13 protein-coding genes, 1 rRNA gene, 1 pseudogene and 1 riboswitch are annotated in these 19889 nt (G+C 61.9%); of the genes and pseudogenes, 5 read left to right on the top strand and 10 right to left on the bottom strand.

Going from position 1 to position 19889, the window contains the following annotated elements; genetic code table 11:
- Window positions 1–115 precede the first annotated feature (115 nt).
- Window positions 116–229: ribosomal RNA gene (gene rrf, locus DK391_RS31680) — 5S ribosomal RNA — on the top strand.
- A gap of 170 nt (window positions 230–399) precedes the next feature.
- On the opposite strand, the gene mntP is transcribed toward rrf, so the two are convergent.
- Window positions 400–966, bottom strand: a complete 567-nt coding sequence (gene mntP / locus DK391_RS31675; protein WP_109481953.1) for a manganese efflux pump MntP — start codon at window positions 964–966, stop codon at window positions 400–402.
- A gap of 2 nt (window positions 967–968) precedes the next feature.
- A riboswitch (yybP-ykoY riboswitch) is annotated at window positions 969–1141 on the bottom strand.
- 399 nt (window positions 1142–1540) lie between these two features.
- Between mntP and DK391_RS31670 the strand changes: the two are divergent.
- Window positions 1541–3123: pseudogene (locus DK391_RS31670) on the top strand (alpha/beta hydrolase).
- Between the two features lie 108 nt (window positions 3124–3231).
- Complete coding sequence (locus DK391_RS31665) at window positions 3232–4356, top strand: hypothetical protein (RefSeq protein ID WP_109481952.1); 1125 nt, start codon at window positions 3232–3234, stop codon at window positions 4354–4356.
- Between the two features lie 24 nt (window positions 4357–4380).
- On the opposite strand, the gene DK391_RS31660 is transcribed toward DK391_RS31665, so the two are convergent.
- On the bottom strand, window positions 4381–6546 hold the full coding sequence (locus tag DK391_RS31660; protein WP_275426837.1) for a SulP family inorganic anion transporter: 2166 nt from the start codon (window positions 6544–6546) through the stop codon (window positions 4381–4383).
- Between the two features lie 275 nt (window positions 6547–6821).
- Here DK391_RS31660 and DK391_RS31655 point away from each other — a divergent pair, with 275 nt between their 5' ends.
- Window positions 6822–10148: an adenylate/guanylate cyclase domain-containing protein gene (locus tag DK391_RS31655; protein WP_109481955.1), complete on the top strand. Its 3327-nt coding sequence runs from the start codon at window positions 6822–6824 to the stop codon at window positions 10146–10148.
- Between the two features lie 8 nt (window positions 10149–10156).
- Here the strand turns inward: DK391_RS31655 and DK391_RS31650 are convergent, their stop codons facing one another.
- Together DK391_RS31650 and DK391_RS31645 are read right to left on the bottom strand one after the other, a co-directional pair.
- Window positions 10157–10588, bottom strand: coding sequence for a hypothetical protein (locus DK391_RS31650; protein ID WP_109481950.1), 432 nt, complete (start codon window positions 10586–10588; stop codon window positions 10157–10159).
- A 51-nt stretch (window positions 10589–10639) separates the two neighbouring features.
- Window positions 10640–11386, bottom strand: coding sequence for a hypothetical protein (locus DK391_RS31645; protein WP_109481954.1), 747 nt, complete (start codon window positions 11384–11386; stop codon window positions 10640–10642).
- A 385-nt stretch (window positions 11387–11771) separates the two neighbouring features.
- Between DK391_RS31645 and DK391_RS31640 the strand changes: the two genes are divergently transcribed.
- A complete protein-coding gene (locus DK391_RS31640) occupies window positions 11772–12071 on the top strand; it encodes a DUF4148 domain-containing protein (RefSeq protein ID WP_109481949.1) in 300 nt (99 codons plus the stop codon).
- A 29-nt stretch (window positions 12072–12100) separates the two neighbouring features.
- On the opposite strand, the gene DK391_RS31635 is transcribed toward DK391_RS31640, so the two are convergent.
- The 6 genes from DK391_RS31635 to DK391_RS31610 form a co-directional block, all read right to left on the bottom strand.
- Window positions 12101–12859 carry a hypothetical protein gene (locus DK391_RS31635; RefSeq protein ID WP_109481948.1) on the bottom strand — a complete coding sequence of 253 codons (759 nt, stop codon included), beginning with the start codon at window positions 12857–12859 and terminating at the stop codon, window positions 12101–12103.
- A 23-nt stretch (window positions 12860–12882) separates the two neighbouring features.
- Window positions 12883–15342 (bottom strand): TonB-dependent receptor, encoded by a 2460-nt coding sequence (locus DK391_RS31630; RefSeq protein ID WP_109481947.1) that lies wholly within the window; start codon window positions 15340–15342, stop codon window positions 12883–12885.
- A 163-nt stretch (window positions 15343–15505) separates the two neighbouring features.
- Window positions 15506–16477: a FecR domain-containing protein gene (locus DK391_RS31625; protein ID WP_109481946.1), complete on the bottom strand. Its 972-nt coding sequence runs from the start codon at window positions 16475–16477 to the stop codon at window positions 15506–15508.
- A 4-nt stretch (window positions 16478–16481) separates the two neighbouring features.
- A complete protein-coding gene (locus DK391_RS31620; protein ID WP_109481945.1) occupies window positions 16482–16994 on the bottom strand; it encodes a sigma-70 family RNA polymerase sigma factor in 513 nt (170 codons plus the stop codon).
- 185 nt (window positions 16995–17179) lie between these two features.
- Window positions 17180–18238: an ABC transporter ATP-binding protein gene (locus tag DK391_RS31615; protein WP_109481944.1), complete on the bottom strand. Its 1059-nt coding sequence runs from the start codon at window positions 18236–18238 to the stop codon at window positions 17180–17182.
- 21 nt (window positions 18239–18259) lie between these two features.
- Window positions 18260–19861, bottom strand: coding sequence for an iron ABC transporter permease (locus tag DK391_RS31610; protein WP_204117480.1), 1602 nt, complete (start codon window positions 19859–19861; stop codon window positions 18260–18262).
- Between the last annotated feature and the right edge of the window lie 28 nt (window positions 19862–19889).

The following is a 19889-nucleotide window of genomic DNA, read 5'->3' as shown; positions in this document are numbered from 1 at the left end:
GAACACACGGGTTGAGAGATCGTTGTTGTGCCAGATTAAACAACACAACCCTCTTTACACACACTTCTTCCAGATTGGCTGTGGCGCTCAACCAGCGACGCAGCAACCCCTCATGCCTGATGACCATAGCGAGTCGGTCCCACCCCTTCCCATCCCGAACAGGACCGTGAAACGACTCTACGCCGATGATAGTGCGGATTGCCCGTGTGAAAGTAGGTAATCGTCAGGCTCCTTACCCAAGACAAGACCCCGCCCTCAAAAGCGGGGTCTTGGCGTTTGGGCGGTACGAATTCAAGTTCGCGCCGACACGCCCAACCCACGTTCACGCCAACACACCTGGCCTGAAGCCTTGCTGATCGCGAGTCATGCCCCACGCACGACTCGCAATAGCAATCAAAATCACGCAAACAGCTTGAGATGCTCGGCAAGAATCGATACGCCGATACCAATCAGCACCAACCCTCCCACGATTTCTGCCCGCTTGCCGGCAACACGCCCAAGCACCCGGCCTAGCATCACCCCAATCATCGTCATCACCATCGTCGCCAGACCGATCACCGTGGCCGTCGAGAAGATGTTTATATCGACGAAGGCAAGGCCCGCGCCGACAGCCATCGCGTCGATGCTGGTCGCGAATCCCGTTAGCGCAAGTGCCCAGAACGAATGCGAGGTGGGCTTCTCCTCTTCTTCGCGGCTCGACAGTCCGGCGAATATCATCCGGGCGCCAAGCACTGAGAGCAGCGCGAACGCAATCCAGTGATCCCATTCGGAGACATACTGCGCTGCCGCTCTGCCCAGCAGCCATCCTGCAAGCGGCGTGAGCGCTTCGATAACACCAAAGATCAGCCCCGTCCTGATGGCTTCCCGCAGATTCGGACGATGCAGCGTGGCGCCTTTCCCGATTGCCGCCGCGAAGGCGTCGGTGGACATGGCGAATGCCAGAAATAACGTTGCAACTGGACTCATGGATCAGGGCTCGAGGTCGGGCGGATAACCGCGACACACGCCTGCGCCCGACCGGTCGCTGACGTATGTCGATGGTCTTGCCAACCTGATGGTGCATGCGCCACGGTCTGTGCGACCGAGTGTGTTGACGCAGGCGCTTCTGAACAGAAGCAGGCTACTCCCCAAGGACAGAAGCAAGCATAGCACAGTGAAAGCAAGACGTAATGTCGGTCGACATCCGGTTGGCTTCACGGCGGCGGACGGCATCGCACACCGTTAAGTGGATACTCACGGGCGCATTCACCATCTCACGAATAGATGCAAACGAATGCCGTCCAAAGCGTGCGCAAGTCGACCCGCGCAGGATAGCATCGCGTGGATTTGTTCATACGACTTCACGCGCGCATACCTGTGCGCAGCAGGCAAACACTCGAATAGATGAAGCCGCATCGATTCATTCATCGTTTAGCCGCGCTCAATCACGTATTGAACGGTCGCGCAAAAATGCATCCCAGTTATCCGCATCGTTTACCTATACTCGACAGGCCCGCAAAACAAGTTGCGACTCAACGCAAACAACACGACGGAGCCCGCCATGCAACGAACGATTCGTTTCGCCCTTTTGTTGTGGACTGGGTTGCTGTTGAGTGCATCGGCATTCGCGCAGCAGGACACGCAATGTAAAGGCATCGCCTGTCTGCTTCGCGGGCAACTCATCGAACAAAAGATCACGCTTCGGCTTAGCGCATCCGACCTCACCAAAGTTCTCAATGCCAGCGCGACGGGCCAGCAATTGCTGCAGATTGCCGGCGCACCCGCGTGCGGCATTACGGTGGTGTCCTTCCGTTACCGGACGATCGGCGGCGCCGGAGAATCCACCACATCCAGCGGCGCGTTGATGCTGCCAGGTGGCGCAAGGGATGCAGCGGCGCGCGGCCGACGCTGCTGTACGCGCACGGTACGACGACCTACAAGAACTTCAATATTGCGGATCTGACTGAACAGGATCCCGCCAATGGCGACGGCACGGTAGAAGGACTCACGCTCGCAGCCTTGTACGCGTCGCAGGGTTATATCGTGATCGCCAGCAATTACGCGGGATATTCAGGTTCGACGCTGCCGTACCATCCCTATCTGAATGCGAACCAGCAATCGGCAGACGTGATCGATGCATGGCGTGCGTCGCAGATACTCGTCGATATTGCAGGTCTCACAATCGGCACGCGCAGCAGCGGCAAACTGTTTATCACGGGCTATTCGCAAGGCGGCTTCGTCGCGCTTGCGACGCATCGCGCGCTGCAGGCAGCAGGCGTGCGAGTGACCGCGTCCGCGCCCGGATCGGGGCCGTATGCAATCGCAGCACTGGCGGACGCGTTGATCGAAGGTGAGGTAGATCTCGGCGCGACGATCTTCACGACCCTGGTGGTGACGAGTTATCAGCGTGCATATGGCAACCTGTACGCAACGCCCGCCGAATTCTACGAACCGGCCTACGCGCAAGGCATTGAAACTCTGTTGCCCACTACGGCGTCATTCGACGCACTCGTTGCAGCCGGAAAGTTGCCCGCCACCCCACTGTTCTCCCTGCAAGCGCCCGCTCCGCAATACGGCAATCTGACACCGCCCACCGCAGCGACGCAGGTTCCGCCCACATTGCTACCGCTGTTTGCGCTCGGTTTCGGCAAGGCGAATCTCGTGCGCAACAGTTATCGGTTGAGCGTGTTGCAGGATGCGTTCGCCAATCCAGATGGTGCGTTCCCGACACCGAGCGCGTCGATGGCACCGGCAGCACATACGAATCAGCCGCTGCGCGAGGCATTCAGACGCAACGACTTGCGTAACTGGGTTCCGCGCGCACCTGTCCAGTTGTGCGGCGGACAGTCGGACCCGACCGTGTTCTTTTTCAATGCACGCATCGAGCAGGCTTATTGGCAGAATGCGGGCGTCGCACCAGGGCTGACGACGGTACTCGATGTCGATTCACCCGTCTCAGGCGCAAACGATCCCTACGCGCCCATCAAGAACGGCTTCGCGCAAGCAAAGGCCGCTGTCGCGGCGCAAGCCGTTGCGGCGGGCGCAACAGATGGCGGCGCATCGGCCGTGCTACAGGCTTATCACGGCGATCTCGTCGCGCCGTTCTGCCTGCTTGCGGCACGTGCATTCTTCGCAAACTTCTGAAAACACGACTGCGCTTTCGCACGCTGGCAGATCGCTTCGCATGCGTCGCCCTGCAAGATCCGGATGACTGACACACTGAGGTCAGTCATTTCCCGGAGTGCCTTGACGATGGTTCGCATTGATCCGACAGGTTCGCATTACGACGCGGGCGACGCGCAGCAAGCTGCGTCACACGGCAACGCACAGCCTCCGCAAACGGGATCGGCAAGGCCGCAGGGTGCCGCCGAACTCGCAGGCCTCGCACGGCAGCGCAGATCGCCGTCACCTGCCCGCACACCCGAAACGCAGAAGCGTCCGGCCTCTCCCGACAATACTGACGATACCGACATCGCCGGGCCTGCTACCAAGCGCATGAGACTGAACGCCGTGCTGCGATCGCCCAGTGCAGCGGACGATGCCGTCAATCTTCACACGTCGCAGATCAGCGCGATCGCAGCGACCTCGCCGGGAAGCAATCCACTCGGCGGAAAGGTGCTCGATGCTCCCGGCCTTTCGCTGCACTCGAGCGTTCCGACGGGCGGCGACGCCATTCGTCTCGCAGCCGACATCCAGAAAGCACTGGCGCCGCAGCACGGGCCTGTCGAAATCTTCGGCTATCACGTGACGTCGGAGCAGAATGCCGCCGATATCAGAAGTCAGGGCTTTTCTTCCGAGAAGAATCAGGGATTGGCGGGCGGTGTCAGCGGGATGAATATCGACGGTCCTGGACTCTACACGTCGCGCAATCCCAGCAACAGCTACGTGATGCCGGATCGGAACAACGTCATGTACGCGGTAGTCGTGCCGAAGGACATCGCATTCAAGCAGGCAAGCAGTGGCACGCGCCACACATGGGACGCCGCGAGTCACGCGGCGACACTCAATGACGGCGATTTCATGGACAGCGCGGTAGGCGAGCGGAAGATCAACCCGGCTGCGATTTCCAAGGTCGGCCTCGTTCCCGTCGCGCACATTCCGCCTTCGATGTCGAAAGAACAACTTGCGCTCAGAGCCGACATGACGCGCGACAAGTCTGCGCTGCCGCGCACGGTAACCGATGAACTCCACAACTGGGTGTCATCGCAGATAGAAAACAATCACGCGGTGCAGGACATCGAGGCGGAACCCGATCCGGACAAGAGGCTGGACATGATCCAGGCCGTTGCCACTTCACTTGCCGGTCGTGACGATAAACATGCTCACGCCAGTCAGCGTCTGCTAATGATGGATCTCAAGAAGCGCTTCATGCCGTGATCTTTTTCGACATGCATGACGTGCTCAATATGCGGCGCGCAGCGCCTCATCGGCGACGGCGAGGCGCGAAGCAATCGTCTTGATCAGGAAGCGGTGAAACTGCTGTGCGGTGACGGGATCGTCGCGTTCGAGCGCGAGCAGTGTCGAGACGGACAGGCGATGAACCCGTGTCGGCGCTTCAGCGATCACATCGGCGCTGCGCGAAGTCTGCGTATAGACAGCCATTTCCCCGACCACCGTGCCGGGTCCGAAGGAACGTAGCCGCACCGGGCGGCCATCGGCCAGAGGCAGCGATACGGCAACGCGGCCGTGTTCGACGAGATAGAGCGCATCGCCCGGTTCGCCGCGCAAAAACAGCGCTTGTCCGGCGTCGAGATCGCGTACTTCCAGACGTGCGCACAACGTCTCCAGTGCATAGGGTGTGAAGTGCGGCGCAAGCGTTGCGCGGAAGTCCTGAGCGCTCGAATGCGATATGTCGGCACTACATTCAAGCAACTGGTCTTCGATCCATTCGAGTCCGGCATCGAGAGTCGGAAACTCGTGTATGCGCAGATTCAGTGTGCCTGTTCTGGCAAGCAGGCTGCGCGAACGTGCGGGCAATGCGGTCAGTACGAGATCGGCGCCGGCTGTCGCGCACAGTTGACGCAGCTTCACGAACGCCACCGAAACCGACGCGTCCATGCCGTTGGTCGATGCGAAATCGAGCACGACATAGCGCACCGGCGCGGACGCTTCCGCGTTTAGCCGTTCGCGTACGCGTTGCAGAATCGAATGAGCGGTGCCAAAGAACAGAAAGCCTTGCAGGCACATTCCGCATAGCTGGCCACCGAGTTCTCGCAGACGCGTGGCATCTTCGATACTGCGTTCGACTGTCGAGGTACGTGTGGCGGCATCGAACTCCATGCGCACGCAACTGACGCGACCATAAAGCAGCGCGAACATCACGCACGCGGCAATCACGCCCGCGATCACACCGGCCACCACGCCATACAGTGCGATCGCCGCGAGGATGCCGGGCACGAGCGCGTACTCATACCAGTTGAGTCGCGCGTACGCACCTACCAGCCATTGCAGCATCAGCCGCAGCCCCATGAAAAGCTGCAGGCCGACCAGCACGGGAACGGGAAACAGCGCAACGAGATCCGGCGATGCCGCGAGTGCCACCAGGCACGCCAGTGCCGCGAACACGCCCGCAATACGACTCGTTGCACCGGCGCGTGCGTTGAGCATCGTGCGGTTGTACGACTGATACCCGACCATGCCACCCAGCAATCCGCTCGCGATGTTCGCCAGTCCCGCCGCACGCATCTCGCGGTTCAGATCGATGTCTCCTCCCGTGGCGGCACCGATGGCCGTCGAGTTCATCAGAATCGTGATTGCCGACGCCGACGTCACGACGAGTGTTTCCGGTAAATGCGCAGCAATGGCGGCCCAATCGACCGCACCCTGCGCAAGCGATTCCGGCACGCGCATATCCGGAAAGAAGTGCAGTTTCACATGCGGCAACAACAGGCCCATGGCGCGAGCATCGTCGATCGATCGCCCGGTGAGATGCAGCAACAGATAGAACAGCGCGATGCCGCACACGAGCACGAATGGCAACGCACCAATATGTTGGCGTCCGCGCGTAAGCACGGTGGTCAGCACGCCGATGAAAAGCGCCGGCACCCAGGCGAGCCAGTGCAGATGCGTGAGCAGGCCGAGCGTGTGCCACTGCGGCGACTGGCCCGTCAGCACGCGGAACGCGCCCGCCAGCAGCAGATAACCCGTACCCGCGAGAAATCCGCCCACGACGGGATACGGCAGAAACTGCAACGACCGGCTGCGTCGCGATGAGCCGATTGCATACAGCACGATGCCCGTCAGCACCGAACACAAGGCGATGGCGATCAGCACGGTCAGGAGGATCGTTTGCGGCGAACCGCCGTCGGCACGCACGCTGCTCGCGACGCCTGCCGCGACGCCAGCGAGGAATGCCGTCGCGTTGCTATCGGGACCCGCGATGTTCAAGCGCATCGAACTGGTCAGTGCGATGACCAGCGCCGTCACGACACAGCTTACGAGGGCCGTCGGCACGCCGAGTTCGGCGTAGCGGGCAAGGTCTGCGCTGAAGATCAGCGTGCCCAGGCTCATCGCATAGCAGAGCATGACGAGCGTCGACACCGCGCCTGCCGCGAGATCGCCGAACAGGCCGGCGACACGCGGCGTGGCGACGCGTTCGGTTTCAGAACCTGACGCGGACCCGGCAGCGGACTCGGACGATGAACCTGTGGCACCCGGCTTCACGGCGCTCTCCCGGAACGCGCGTCGCCCGATGCAGACGTGTGACGCGCGACCCAGTATCTGCCGCCGTTCTCGCGCCTGTCAAACGGCCGACACGCGCCGGACACAACACCTACACTGGAAAAGGCGAGTGACCGCGTATTTCTTAAGCGCTCAACGCAAAACGGATTCCGGCGATGACGATGGATATCGAACTGTGGCTGCGCGGACTCGGACTCGAGCAATACGCACAGGCATTTGCCGACAACGATATCGACGCGGCGATGCTGCCTGCGCTCACGGATGCCGATCTGAAGGAACTGGGCGTGCGCTCGCTGGGACATCGCAAGCGGCTGCTGGCAGCAGTGACGCAGATTGCAGCTGCCGGCACACATGAGCCGCCTGATCCACGAACGCTGCACGGTCCGCATGCCGCCCCCGTTGCAGGCACTCATCTGGACACACCCGCCGACGAGCGCAGACAGGTCACCGTGCTCTTCGCCGACATCAGCGGCTTCACGGATCTGAGCCGCGAGCTGGATGCAGAGGAATTGCTGGCACTGCTCGAAGGCTACTTCGAGCAGGTCGATGACATCGTCGTGCAGCACGGCGGACACATCGACAAGCATGTAGGCGACTGCGTCATGGCCGTGTTCGGCGCGCCGCGCTCGCATGGGAACGATCTCGAGCGCGCGGTGCACGCCGCGCTCGCCATCGTCGACGTGCTGCCGGATCTGTCGCACAGGCTCGGACGCGCGCTAAACGTGCATATCGGCATTGCGGTTGGGCAGGTCGTGGCAAGCGGCCCGGGCAGTGCGAGTCACAGGGAGTACACCGTCACGGGTGAAACGGTCAACCTCGCATCACGTCTCACCGACGCGGCTGCGGCGGGCGAGATATTGATCTCCGAGGCGGCATGGCGGCCGCTGGCCGATCGTCTTGTCTGCGCGGCACGCGGCGCGCTGACGGTAAAGGGATTCGCCGAGGCCGTTTCGGTATGGCGTGTGACGGGGCTTCAGCGCGCGTCCGCGAGCCGGCCGCTCGTCGGACGACATGACGAAGTGCGCCGATGCCGCGACATACTCGAAGCGTGCCGCACAAGCGCGCGCGGCCACGTGGTTCATGTGCGCGGCGAGGCGGGCATCGGCAAGTCGCGTCTCGTCGAGGAAGTCCAGCGCGAGGCAAACGGGATGGGATTTGCCTGTCATGGCGCATTCGTGCTCGACTTCGGTTCGAGAGCCGGGCGCGATGCCATTCGTGCTCTCGTACGCGGCCTGGTTGCATTCGATGAAGCTGGCAATGGCAATGCCGGAGGCGATACGGTGGCGCGCGTCATCGACGAAGGGCTGATCGATGCCGGCGACGCGCTGTTCCTCAATGATCTGATCGACGTGGCGCAGCCGCCGGAAGGCCGGGCGATCTACGAGGCGATGAATCACGCCATGCGGGTTCGGGGCCGTCAGAGCGTGATGACGCGGCTCATGCAACGCGCGAGTCAGCGGCAACCCCGGCTGATCTTTGTCGAAGACATACACTGGGCAGACAGCGCAACGCTGCGCGAACTGGACGAACTCGCGTTGGCGGCTGCCAGTTGTCCCACCGTGCTGATGCTGACGACGCGTCCCTTGGCGGGTCCGCATGACGGGGCGAAAAGCGCAACGGATGACGTGCCGCACTCGTGGTTCGATCTGTGTCCGTTGAACGAGGGCGATGCGCGTCTGATGGCCGGGGCGTTTGCCTGCACGGATGACCTGGCGCGACGCTGTATCGAACGGGCCGCAGGCAATCCGCTCTTTCTCGAACAACTGCTCGGCAATGCGGAAAAAGCGGCGGGGACAGGTGTGCCGGGTTCAGTGCAGAGTCTGGTGCAGGCGCAGCTGGATGGTCTCGATCCTGTGGACAAAACCACCTTGCGGGCTGCTTCCGTATTCGGTCAGTTCTTCGAACGGGACGCGGTGTGCCACGTTCTCGACGGTATGAATGTCGCGCTGGAGCCTTTGCTGATGGCGCGCTTGCTACGACGGCAAGGCGACGGGTTCATCTTCCATCACGCGCTGATCCGCGATGCCGTCTATGACGGCCTGCTGAAAAGTCAGCGTCGCGCGTTGCATCGCCGCGCGGCGCAGTGGTTCGCGCAGCGCGATGCCATTCTGCACGCCGAGCATCTCGATCAGGCAGCCGATGTGGGCGCGTCGCGCGCCTACTGCGAAGCGGCTCGTGCGCAAACAGCGGCGTATCACTACGAGTTGGCACTGCGGCTCGCAGAAAGAGGACTCGAATTGATGCCGGCCCGCAGCGACCGTGTCGAACTCGAGTGTCTGCGAGGCAACATTCTGCACGACATGGGCGACATGACAGCGGCACTCGGCGCATTCGAGACGGCTCTCGCGGCGGCAGGGACGGACGCAGAGCGTTGTCGGGCGTGGATTGGGCGAGCGACCGTCAAGCGGGTCATCGACGATCTCGACGGCGCATGGGCCGATCTCGACAGCGCCGCCGTCGTTGCCGCATCCAATGGCCTGATGCAGGAACAGGCGCGTATTCATTTCTTGCGCGGCAATCTGTGCTTTCCCAGAGGCGAGATCGATGGCTGCGTTCGTGAGCATGAGGCCAGTCTTGCGCTTGCGCGCGCGGCACACGATTACGAGCAGGAGGCGGCGGCGCTCGGCGGCCTCGGCGATGGCGAATACATGCGCGGCCGCATGATCAGCGCACACGATGCATTCAGCCTTTGTATCGAGCTATGTCAGCGTCACGGGTTCGGACGGATCGAGGTCGCCAATCTGCCCATGCGCGCCATTACCGCGTGGTTTGCAGGCAAGACGCAGACAGGGCTGGAGGTCGCGCAGGCGAGTGTTGCCGCAGCGGAAAAGGTCGGTCATCTCCGCGCGCTTGCCGTTGCGCATCACGCGGCCTGGCACTGCCTGCGTGATCTCGCGCAGTGGGATCGTGCGTGGGAGCATGTGGGTCCGGCGTTGCAGTGTGCGCTTGAACTGAAATCGCGCCGCTTCGAAGGCGAGGCGCTCGCGTTGCGTGCGGAGTTGCATCGGGTTGCCGGACGCACGCGTGAAGCGCTCGACGATATCGAAGCCGCACTGGTAATCAGCCGTGAAACGGGCATGAACTATCTGGGCGCTGCGTATCTGGCGACGCTCGCGCGCATCACGCAAGATGTCGCGACTTTCGAGCGTGCCATCGCCGAGGGTGAGACTTTACTTGCGAAAGGTGCCGTGAGCCACAATCACTATCTCTTTCGACGCGATGCAATCGACGCATGCATCGAGCGGCAGCGGTGGGATGAAGCGGTGGGACATGCAGCCGCTTTCGAAGACTACACGCGCCGCGAGCCGTCGCCGTTTTCCACCTTCGCCGCGGCGCGGGCACGCGCGCTCGCGGCGCACGGAAGAGGTGAGCGAGGCGCCGACATCCTCGTCGAACTGCAACGCCTCGACGAAGAAGGCCGGCGCCTGGGTTATCTGCATGCGCTTGTGGCGATCGATTCGGCCATCGCGCAGGCTTGCGGCCGATAATCCATCGATCAGGCTTTGCCGCTCATGCCATCCATCATCGAAAGCAGTTGAGTGAGCGTCTGCCTGCATTTGGACTGATTGGGCGCGCTTTCGCGGAGTGCTTCGAGTGCGCTATCGATTGACTTGTCCAGCTTGTGCCAGTCTGCGGCCGCGCGCGGTTTGAGTGCGGGTTCGGCGTCGTCCCATGACGTTTCGAGATCCTTGATGCGCTTTTTCGCGCCGGCCAGATCGTTGGCATCGACGAGCTTCGACGTATCGACAACGATGACGCGGAATTTCGAAAGATCGCCGAGCTTTGTGGTTTCGGTTGCAGCATAAGCCTCGCCGACGGGCGAGAGCGCGGCGAGCCAATGCGATGCGTGGGTCGTCAAATCGCGATTGGCCATGAACGCCGGAATCGTCGCGATCAGGATAGCGGGAAATATGATCGATCTTCTCATTGTGTTACTCCAGTTCGAACGGTTTAAGGTGATGACCTGACGCCGATGGGTTCAGGTACTACTGGCTTTGCTGTCCCGCATCCTCAACGCTGTGTGAAGGAATACGAGAATGACGATGACGCAGAGGAACGCGATGCTGGTGACGACTGTCCCCATTCCGAGGCCGCCGTATTCCGTCGCTTGAGAAAGCAGATCACCGAGCGATGCACCAAATGGCCGTGTGAGGATATAAGCAAGCCAGAAGATCAACACGCGATTGGCGCCGAGACGGGCTGCTATGCCCATCGCGAGAAGCAGGCATCCAAACACCACGACACCGACGCTAAAGCCGAGGCCCAATGCTTCGGTGGCAAGATCGCCCGCTGCTGTGCCGAGTGCAAACGTGACGAGAATGGCAAGCCAGTAGAAGCGCTCACGCGTGCGCGTCACGATGCTGTGAATGGAGAGCGTCCTCTCGTTCGTGTACCAGATCCAGAAGATCACACCGAGCAGCAGCGCAAACACAATCGTGCTGACGTAAAGGCTCACGCCTAGCATGTCGGTGAGCACGTCGGTCAATTGCGTGCCCACCACGCTGATCAGCACGACAGTCAACCAGTAGATCCACGGCACATACATCGCTTTCTTCAACTGCACGGCAAGTGCGGCCGCGAGCAGAGACAGCGTGATGGCGATTGTCAGCGGTGCGCCCAATCCGACATGCACCGCCAGGTAGTCGGCCCCTGTTTCGCCGACAGTCGTGGACAGAATCTTGATAGTCCAGAACGCAGCCGTCACGTCCGGCACCTTGTTTCGCATCGCAGTCATGTGTTCGCCCGACATCGCATTTCGCCCCTTTTTATTTTGAGTACCGATGGGTGAAATATGCGGCTATCCGGCTTATCGAATGCTTAAGCGTCGCAGCAGATTGACGACACGCATGCAGCTACGAAGATAACGATTTCGTAATCAGGTGGCCAGCGTCTGGTCATTGGCGATTGAGAATAATTCGACCATCGCATCGCTGTTCCTCGCATCGGATCTGCATGAAACACGCAGTCCTATTCGATCGAATAAGGCGCAGTTAAGTTTGCGGGAATTAGTCTGAGCAGACAGCATCACTCGTTCGATGTGTGTCTGTTTATCGAATGCGATGTGATGTCTGTGTCAGGACTGTTCAATCTACTCATCAACGGAGAGTTTCATGAAAACCTCAATCGCCATCGCCATGATCGCCGCTGCACTCGCCATGCCTGCACTGTCGTATGCAAAGGTCGATTCGAATCAAGGCACGACGCGCACTGAAGTCAAGGCGCAAATCGTGCAGGCCGAGCAGGACGGGACCTTGCATCAGTCGAAGATTCATTACCCCGACTACGCGCCGAAAGAATCGACCGCTGCGCAGCAATCGATAAGCGAATACGGTTCAATGCCGACGAGTTTCTCGCAGTCGGGCTCGCCGGCAAACGGCTTGAACAACAGCAAGCTGTTCGAGCATCACTGATGCAGTACGTCGCGTGCGGAAGGGAAGGGCTATCGCTGGATAGCCCAGTCTATTGCGGCGTCGAACAGCTGCTGGCCGGACTGCGAGAGATTCCCGAACGAATCGTTGCTCATGAAGAACATCACTCGCCGGGCGGGTGCAATCGCTTCGTAGTCCATGGTCGCGCCGGCCTCATAGGCGAAAATCGCGGGCTTGTCGGGTTGGCCGTATACCGTTGCGATAATCGATGCGCCTAAGCCCGGCTTGCCCCAGCTCATCGGCGCCTGCTTGCCGTACACGTTGACGACGCCGGCCGGTAAGCCTGCCGCGATGGGATGTGGCGCGTTCACCAGCCACAGGTAGCGTTCTTTCCCGGTTTCGCCGAAGTCGACATCGTGTCGTTTGCCGCTCATCGAGAGATCGTCCAGCAGATCGTTCTCCCAGGTGACGAGGGGCACGGGCAACGCACGCCAACCAGGCAGCACGTCTTTGGACGACACCGTTGACGAGATGACAATGAGGCTCGCGTCACGCGCGAGTTCAGGGCGATAGTTCTGATCGACCATCTGAACGGTGTAACCTCGAGTGCTCAGATGCGCGGCCACGCGCTGGTCGGTTGCCAGATCAGGGCCATTCAGTTGCGCGACCAGCACGATGCGTTTGCGCATGTCGGTGCTAGTGGCGCGTGCGCCGGACGGCAAGACTGTCAAGGCCGCCAGGCCCGAAAGGAATGAGAGCACAGTGCGACGCGAGCGGTTGGCTACTTTTTCGCGTGCTGCAGTGTGACTGCGTGCGACTCTGTTTTTCATGGTCGATTCCACGTTCCCTGGTTTCAGAATTCCAGCGTCGAAATAAGCGAAACCTGCCGCGCATCGCCGACCGCCACGAAGTAGCGGTTCGCGCTCGACGGGTAATAGGTCGCATTGAACAGGTTCTTCACATTCAACTGAAACGACACGTTGTGTCCGCCCCATTTCGTGTTGTAGTTCGCGAATGCATCGGCGACGGTATAGGCGGGCAAGGTGAAGCTGTTGGCTGAATCGCCGGGCCGCTGGCCCACGTAATGCGCGCCCGCGCCGACGCGCAACTGATCGCCGCCGAAGATCGCGCCGAAATCATAGACAGCGGCAAGCGACGCCGTGTGCTGCGCGACGTTCCACAGGCGGTTGCCGGCATAGAGCGGGTCTTCCGTGGTTTTGGCGTCGATATAGGCATAGCTGGCAATCACGCTCCAATGCTGTCCGATCTGCCCGGCAAGATCGAGTTCGACGCCGCGCGAGCGGGCCTTGCCCGAGGTGCGCCAATCCGTCTGCTTGGTCGTATCGTTGTATTGCGACACCAGCACATTGGATTTGTCGATGTTGAAGAGTGCAAGGGTTCCCGTCAGCCCGGCCGGCATCGCGATGTTGGCGCCGACTTCCCATGACGTGGCTTCTTCCGGCAGCACCGACGAATCGATCACGACGCCTGTGCTGAGCGGCGCGATGGTGGAGGTGGGCTTCAGCGATTGCGTATAGCTGCCGTACAGCGAGAAGTTCTCGGTCCACTGGTAGACGATACCTGCGCGCGGCAGCCATTTCGTGCCATTCAGATCGGTGTTGATCTGAAATGGGCGTCCTTTACCTGCTACCTGGTTATACGAGAGAAAACGCGCGCCACCGACGAGTATCCATTTTTCGGTCAGGTGCAGACTGTCCTGGAAGAAGACAGACCGGTCGTGCAAGGTGTCGGTCTGATCGCTATCGCTCGCGGACACGGTAGTCGATGGCGATTCGAGGCCATAGACAGGGTGCAGATAGTTGAAGGTGTACTTTGTGGCCTGCCGCAGCAGGTCTTTACGATAGATGCGCCGATATTCGTCATCGACGCCCACCTGCAGATCGTTGCGCAAGCCCGCAATGTCGAAATGCCCGTCGACATAGGCAATCGCATAGCTATCCGTGCTGAGCGCACCGTGCGTTGCATCGTTGCTGCGCGAGAGCACGCCTGTGGTGCTATTGACGCCCTGTACACGCAACTGACCGGCGTCATACGTCTCGCGGTTATAGCTATAGCCGAAATGCACTTTCCAGTTTGGGTTGATCTGATGATCGACGCTCAGTTGCGCGAGATGCGATTCGCCGTCCATTTCATTGAACGGTTCGTCGAGGCGTTCGCGCGACGGAATAGCCAGCGGCTTGTTGGTCTTTGGGTCGAGTGCAGTGCCGCGATCGAATGGATAAAGAAACTTGCGGTACTCGTACGAGAGCACGACTTGTGTATCGCTTCCATACCAGGCGAGCGAAGGCGCGACGAGCGTCTCGCGATGTTCTCCGAAATTGCGCCAGTATTGCTCGCTGGTCTGATCGACGACGAGCCGATAAGCGAGACCGGTATCGCCGATCGGCCCCGTCAGGTCGAGCGTGCCGTCTGCGCCGTTGCGGCCGTGCCCATACGTCGAACCAGCTACCGAGACAGCGTGATAAGGCGTGAGCAGTGGCTGCTTGCTCACCACGTTGACGACGCCGCCGGGGTCCATGATGCCGTAAAGCAATGAACTCGGACCCTTGAGCACTTCGACGCTATCGGCTGCGGCGTTGAGTCCGCGGCCTTGCACGAGCGGCATGCCGTTGTGCATGATCGAGCCGTCGCGGTTGCCGCCGAAGCCTCGCTTGAGCAGCGTGTCCTGCGTGCCGGCCAGCGTATTGCCTTGCACGATGCCGCTGACGTTTGCGAGCGCATCGTCGAGATTGCGCGGACGCTGATCGTGCAGCACCTGCGCAGGCACGATGTTGATGGCTTGCGGCGTATCGACGACCGGGATGTCCGAGCGCGTCACATTCGCTTCGGGCGGTGGCCGGTAGCTACCCGCGCTGATGCCCGTCGACGCGATTTTCACGGCCGGCAGCACGGCGCTGCCATCCAGTTCGACGTTGCTTGCATCTTCGATCAGCGTATAGCTGCCGTTGCTCTGCTGCACGGGCGATAGCCCCGTGCCATGCAACACACGCGTCAGTCCCTGTTGTGTGTCGTATTCGCCATGCAAGCCTGCGCTCTGCCGGTTCGCGGTGAGTGCACTCGGGTACGACAGCATGATGCGCGCCTGCTGGCCGAACTGGCTGAGTGCGCTTTCGAGCGGACCAGCCGGAATATCAAAGGCTCTGCGCGGCGTTGCCTGGACCGTTTGCGCGGCATCGGCCGCGTGCACGGCAGGCGTCGCAATGGCCGAGAAAATCGCAGCCGTCGCAATGCCGATGATGTGCCGCTGCGGCAGCGTGCGTCGGCGCGCATTGCATGCGTGCGCAACAGTCATGTGACCCGTCGTGGTACAGGTTCTGGCGTGAAGTCCCATGTTTTACGAAGCTCGCGGAGGTAGATGATCTGGTGTTCTCATCTGCCTTGTCCCGCGAGAATCGAAAACAGCTCACTGTCGGTGCGAATTAATGAAAAATTTTTTCGGGTGAAGCGGCCTTTCGTCAGGCACGCGCCGGTTTGACGGTCGCCCAGTAGCGTGTGATGTACTCGAGTTCGACGGGCAACGTGTTGCCGATGGTGTCGAGCACGCGGTCGGTGTCCGATAACGGATACGTACCGGACAGCCGGAGATCGGCAACGGACGGATCGCAACGCAGGAAGCCGTGTCGATATCGCCCTATCTCTGCGAGAAAATCCGCGAGCCGCATGTTGCTCGCGATCAGCATGCCTTGCGTCCACGCGGCGGCGTCGGCGCTGGTTGGCTCGACGGGCAGGGTTTGCGTCGAGGTGAAGCGGACCCGCTCGCCGGCATGCACGACGCGGGCCGCATCCGGCGCGCGCAGCGGCTCGACCTTCACCGCGCCTTCGAATACGTCGAGACGTGTCGTCGATTCTTCCTGCCTGAGCGAAAAGCGCGTGCCAAGCGGTATCGACGTGCCTTGTGCCGTCTGCGCGACGAACGGTCGAGGCGAGGCGCCGTCGTCGTGGCCGGTGACGACCATGATTTCGCCGCGCAACAGAACGATGCGGCGCTCGGTGGCGGAGAAGCGGATATCGACGGCGCTCGCCGTGTTGAGCGTGAGCCGCGTGCCGTCGGCGAGTGTCGCGTTACGCTGCTCGCCCGTGCCCGTGCGAAGATCTGCGCCCCAGCCGCGCGACGTCATCTGGTCGCGCGCAATCCACGCGGTGCCGCCTGCGAAGAACAGAAGAACCAGGGCCTTGACGCCGCTGCGCCGCGCAGACGAACGCGGACGGGTCAACGCCGCGCGCGCGGCGCCGTCATTGAGCACCTGCAAGCGCTGACTGACGGTCTGGATGTGCTGCCACGCACGCTCGTGATCGACATGCTCGGTGCGCCAGCGTTCGAATGCGCTTCGCTGTGAGGCGGTGTGGCCGCCCTGCAGATCGAGCCACCATTCGACTGCGCGGCGCGCAACGTGAGGCGCGATGCCGGGAGGACTCTCTATCTTCACGCGCTCAATCCAGCTTCATCGCGAAGAAGCACTGTGCCGCTGCCTTCAGCAGATAGCGCTTCACCGTTGCGATGGAAATGTGCAGCGCAGCTGCAATTTCCGCGTGTGTCGCGCCGTCGAGCTGCGCCATCAGAAATGCGCGCTTGACGGGCGTGGGCAGTCCGTCGAGCAAGGCGTCGATTTCGCACAATGTTTCGAGCAGCACGGCGCGCTCTTCGGGCGAAGGCGCAAGCGATTCCGGCACCTGCGCCAACGCTTCGAGATACGCGCGCTCGATCTGTTCGCGCCGCCAGTGATTGGCCAGCACGCGCTGCGCGACGGTCGTGAGAAAGGCGCGCGGCTCGAGCAGCTCGAGCGGTTCGTCGCGAGCGAGCAGGCGCATGAAGGTGTCGTGCGCGAGATCGGCGGCCCGATGCGCGCATCCCAGCTTGCGGCGCAACCATGTGTGAAGCCAGCCGTGATGGGCGACGTAGAGGTCTTCAACCTCGTGCCGCAACGAGAGATTGTCTGCCGACATGCGCGATCTTCCGGATCAGTCCGGTGAGCAAAACCACAGCGGTAAATGAGAATTATTTGTATTATTACACAAGCGAAAGCTATCTTGCATGAAAACAGGCTTTCGGATCAGGGATGTCGAACGGAGAGTCGCGCGTTTGCGAAGGGAACGAACGACGCAAGAAGATGCCGCATCGGCATCGCGAGCTACGGCCTGAGATACGCGATCACGTCGCCATCGATATGCACCCGCACGCGTTCGCCCGCAGCGGGCGAGCGATAGCCGGGTACGCGCGCGCGAACGACGAAAGGATCAGCGGCGGTCACCTGAAGGCACACGTCGGCATCCTTGCCGTTATAGGTGACGTCTTTCACGACCGCTTCGGGCGACGCATTGGCGTTGAGGGAAACCTCATCGGCAGCATGCAGACGGACCTGCTCGGGCCGGATCATCACGTCCACCTGACCGTCGGAAACGGGCGCGAGCAGTTTCAGCCTGCCGAGCGCACACGTCGCAAAGCCTTGCGAGGCGATGCCGGGCAGCAGCACGGCATCGCCGATGAACGCGGCCAGTTCGCGCGTCGCGGGCTGCCTGTAGAGCGCTTGCGGCGCCGCGCTCTGGATCAGCTTGCCGTTCCACAACACGGCGACTTCATGCCCCAGCGAAAGCGCCTCAGCCTGATCGTGCGTGACGAGCACAGCGGTCGCGCCCGTCGCCGCGAGCGCTTCGGAAACGGCTTCGCGCGTTTCGATACGCAAGGCGGCGTCGAGCGAAGAGAACGGCTCATCGAGCAGCACGAGCGATGGCGAAGGGGCGAGTGCACGCGCCAGCGCCACGCGCTGCTGCTGACCACCCGACAAATGCTGCGGCGCGCGCTGCGCATAATCGGCGGATAGTCCCACCAGCGTGAGCAGTTCTTCGACCCGATGACGCGAGCGCCGCTGATCGCGCGGCAAGCCGAACACGATGTTGTCCGCCACCGACAGATGCGGAAACAGCGCCCCTTCCTGCGGCACATAGCCGATGCGCCGCTGCTCGGAAGGAAGATGGAGATTGTCGCCGGCCACGCGCTTGCCATCGATCTCGATCATGCCCGCGTCGGCCCGTTCGAATCCGCACAGCACGCGCAGCAGCGTCGTCTTGCCGCCGCCCGATGGCCCGAGCAAGGCGAGCAATGTCCCCGGCTTCACCGTGAGATCGATGTCGTGAAGGACGGTATGGCCGTTGAATCCTTTGCGCAGCCCCGCGATTCTGAGTTCGCTCATTGAATAGGAAAGAAAGATCGTTCAGCGGCTCGCATCCCGCAGCGCGGCGCGTCCCAGCAACACGAACAGCACGCCGGAACCACCCAGCGAAATGACCGTCATCAGCGCCGCATACGGTGCGGCGGCCGCGAACGCGAGCGTCGAGGTGTCGGACCAGACTTGCGTGGCGAGCGTGTGGGTATCGATGGGTGACAGCAGCAGCGTCGCGTTGAGTTCCGTCACGACGGAGATGAAAACCATGGTGGCGGCGGCGCCCAGACCGGGTGCGGCGAGCGGCAGGAGCACGCGCACGAAGGTTTGCAGTGCATTCAGGCCGAGCGCACGCGCGGTGTCTTCGAGACGCGGTTGCGATTGCATCAGCGCGGCGCGCACGCTGACGAGCGCGAGCGGCATGAAGAGAATCGCGTAGGCGACGATCAGCAGCGCCGTGCCCTGATAGAGCGGCTGCAACGCGTGTACGGCAAGCGAGACGATTGCCAGCGCGACCACGAGGCCGGGCACGCCTTGCGCAAGAAACACCGTGCGCTCGAACACGGTTGCGAGCCGTGCCGGATAGCGCGCGAGCAGGAAGGCGAGCGGCAACACCAGCGCCGTCGTGACGATAGCGGCCGCAAGACCGAAGCCGACCGACGATAACGTCGCGTTGAACAGCAGTTCCGGCGAGACTTCAGCGGGCGTCACGGCGGCGGCGCCTTCCTGCGTCAGCCAGTAGCCGATCATGCCGAGCGGCACACCGAGCGTGACGATGCCCAACGCAGCGAAGCCAGCCAGCACGGGCCAGCGCCAGCCGCCGAGTTCATAGCGCAGCGCAGCCCGTCTCGCGCCGCGATCGACGCGCTCATAGCGCGAGCCGCCACGCACGCGAAACTCGAGCGCGAGACAGACGAGACACAGCGCGATCAGCAGGCAGGCAAGCAGCGACGCGCCGCTGTTGTCGAAACTGGTGCGATATTCCGCGTAGATTTCCGTGGTGAAGGTGCGAAAGCGCAGCATCTGGAACGCGCCGAATTCCGACAGCACGCCTAGCGCGACCAGCAGCATGCCGCCGAGCAGCGCAGGGCGCAACTGAGGCAGCACCACGCGTGCAAAGGTTGCCCAGCGCCCACAGCCCAGCGCGCGGGCGCTTTCTTCGAGCGCGGGATCCATGCCGCGCAGCGCCGCCGCGACGGGCAGATACACGAGCGGAAAATACGAGGACGTGATGACGAGCAGCGCACCCGCGAAGTCCTGCAGATCGAGGCTGATCGACACCCACGCATAGCTCGAAACGAACGCGGGCATCGCGAGCGGCGCCGCGCTGATGATGGACCACCATTTGCGGCCCGGCAAATCCGAGCGTTCGACGAACCACGCAGCAGCCGTGCCGAGCACAGCCGACGCGAGCGTCGCACTGATCGTGATCAGCAGCGTATTGCCGAGCAGTTCGCCGACAAGCGGACGAAACACCAGTTCCGCTGCATCGCTGAAGCCGACCGTCGTCGCGCGATAGAACGTGAAGGCAAGCGGCAGCAGCACCAGCAGCGCGCTCACGGCCGCGCCTGCCAGCAGGCCGCGCGGAGCCCGCCTGCCGGCACGCGCAGGCGCCTGCGCAGCAGGCTGGATGGCAGCGACGGCGTCGCCGATGTCGGTCACATCGCTCACCTCCCGATCC

The organism is Paraburkholderia sp. C35, assembly GCF_003121405.1.
Taxonomy (GTDB): Bacteria; Pseudomonadota; Gammaproteobacteria; order Burkholderiales; family Burkholderiaceae; genus Paraburkholderia.
The sequence above is the reverse complement of the archived record's forward strand: the minus strand, read 5'-3'. Positions and strand labels throughout refer to the sequence as shown.

Coding starts and splice junctions, on each gene's coding strand:
- mntP (WP_109481953.1), bottom strand. CDS start 966: ATGAGTCCAGTTGCAACGTTATTTCTGGCATTCGCCATGTCCACCGAC.
- DK391_RS31665 (WP_109481952.1), top strand. CDS start 3,232: ATGGTTCGCATTGATCCGACAGGTTCGCATTACGACGCGGGCGACGCG.
- DK391_RS31655 (WP_109481955.1), top strand. CDS start 6,822: ATGGATATCGAACTGTGGCTGCGCGGACTCGGACTCGAGCAATACGCA.
- DK391_RS31650 (WP_109481950.1), bottom strand. CDS start 10,588: ATGAGAAGATCGATCATATTTCCCGCTATCCTGATCGCGACGATTCCG.
- DK391_RS31645 (WP_109481954.1), bottom strand. CDS start 11,386: ATGCGAAACAAGGTGCCGGACGTGACGGCTGCGTTCTGGACTATCAAG.
- DK391_RS31640 (WP_109481949.1), top strand. CDS start 11,772: ATGAAAACCTCAATCGCCATCGCCATGATCGCCGCTGCACTCGCCATG.
- DK391_RS31635 (WP_109481948.1), bottom strand. CDS start 12,859: ATGAAAAACAGAGTCGCACGCAGTCACACTGCAGCACGCGAAAAAGTA.
- DK391_RS31630 (WP_109481947.1), bottom strand. CDS start 15,342: ATGACTGTTGCGCACGCATGCAATGCGCGCCGACGCACGCTGCCGCAG.
- DK391_RS31620 (WP_109481945.1), bottom strand. CDS start 16,994: ATGTCGGCAGACAATCTCTCGTTGCGGCACGAGGTTGAAGACCTCTAC.
- DK391_RS31615 (WP_109481944.1), bottom strand. CDS start 18,238: ATGAGCGAACTCAGAATCGCGGGGCTGCGCAAAGGATTCAACGGCCAT.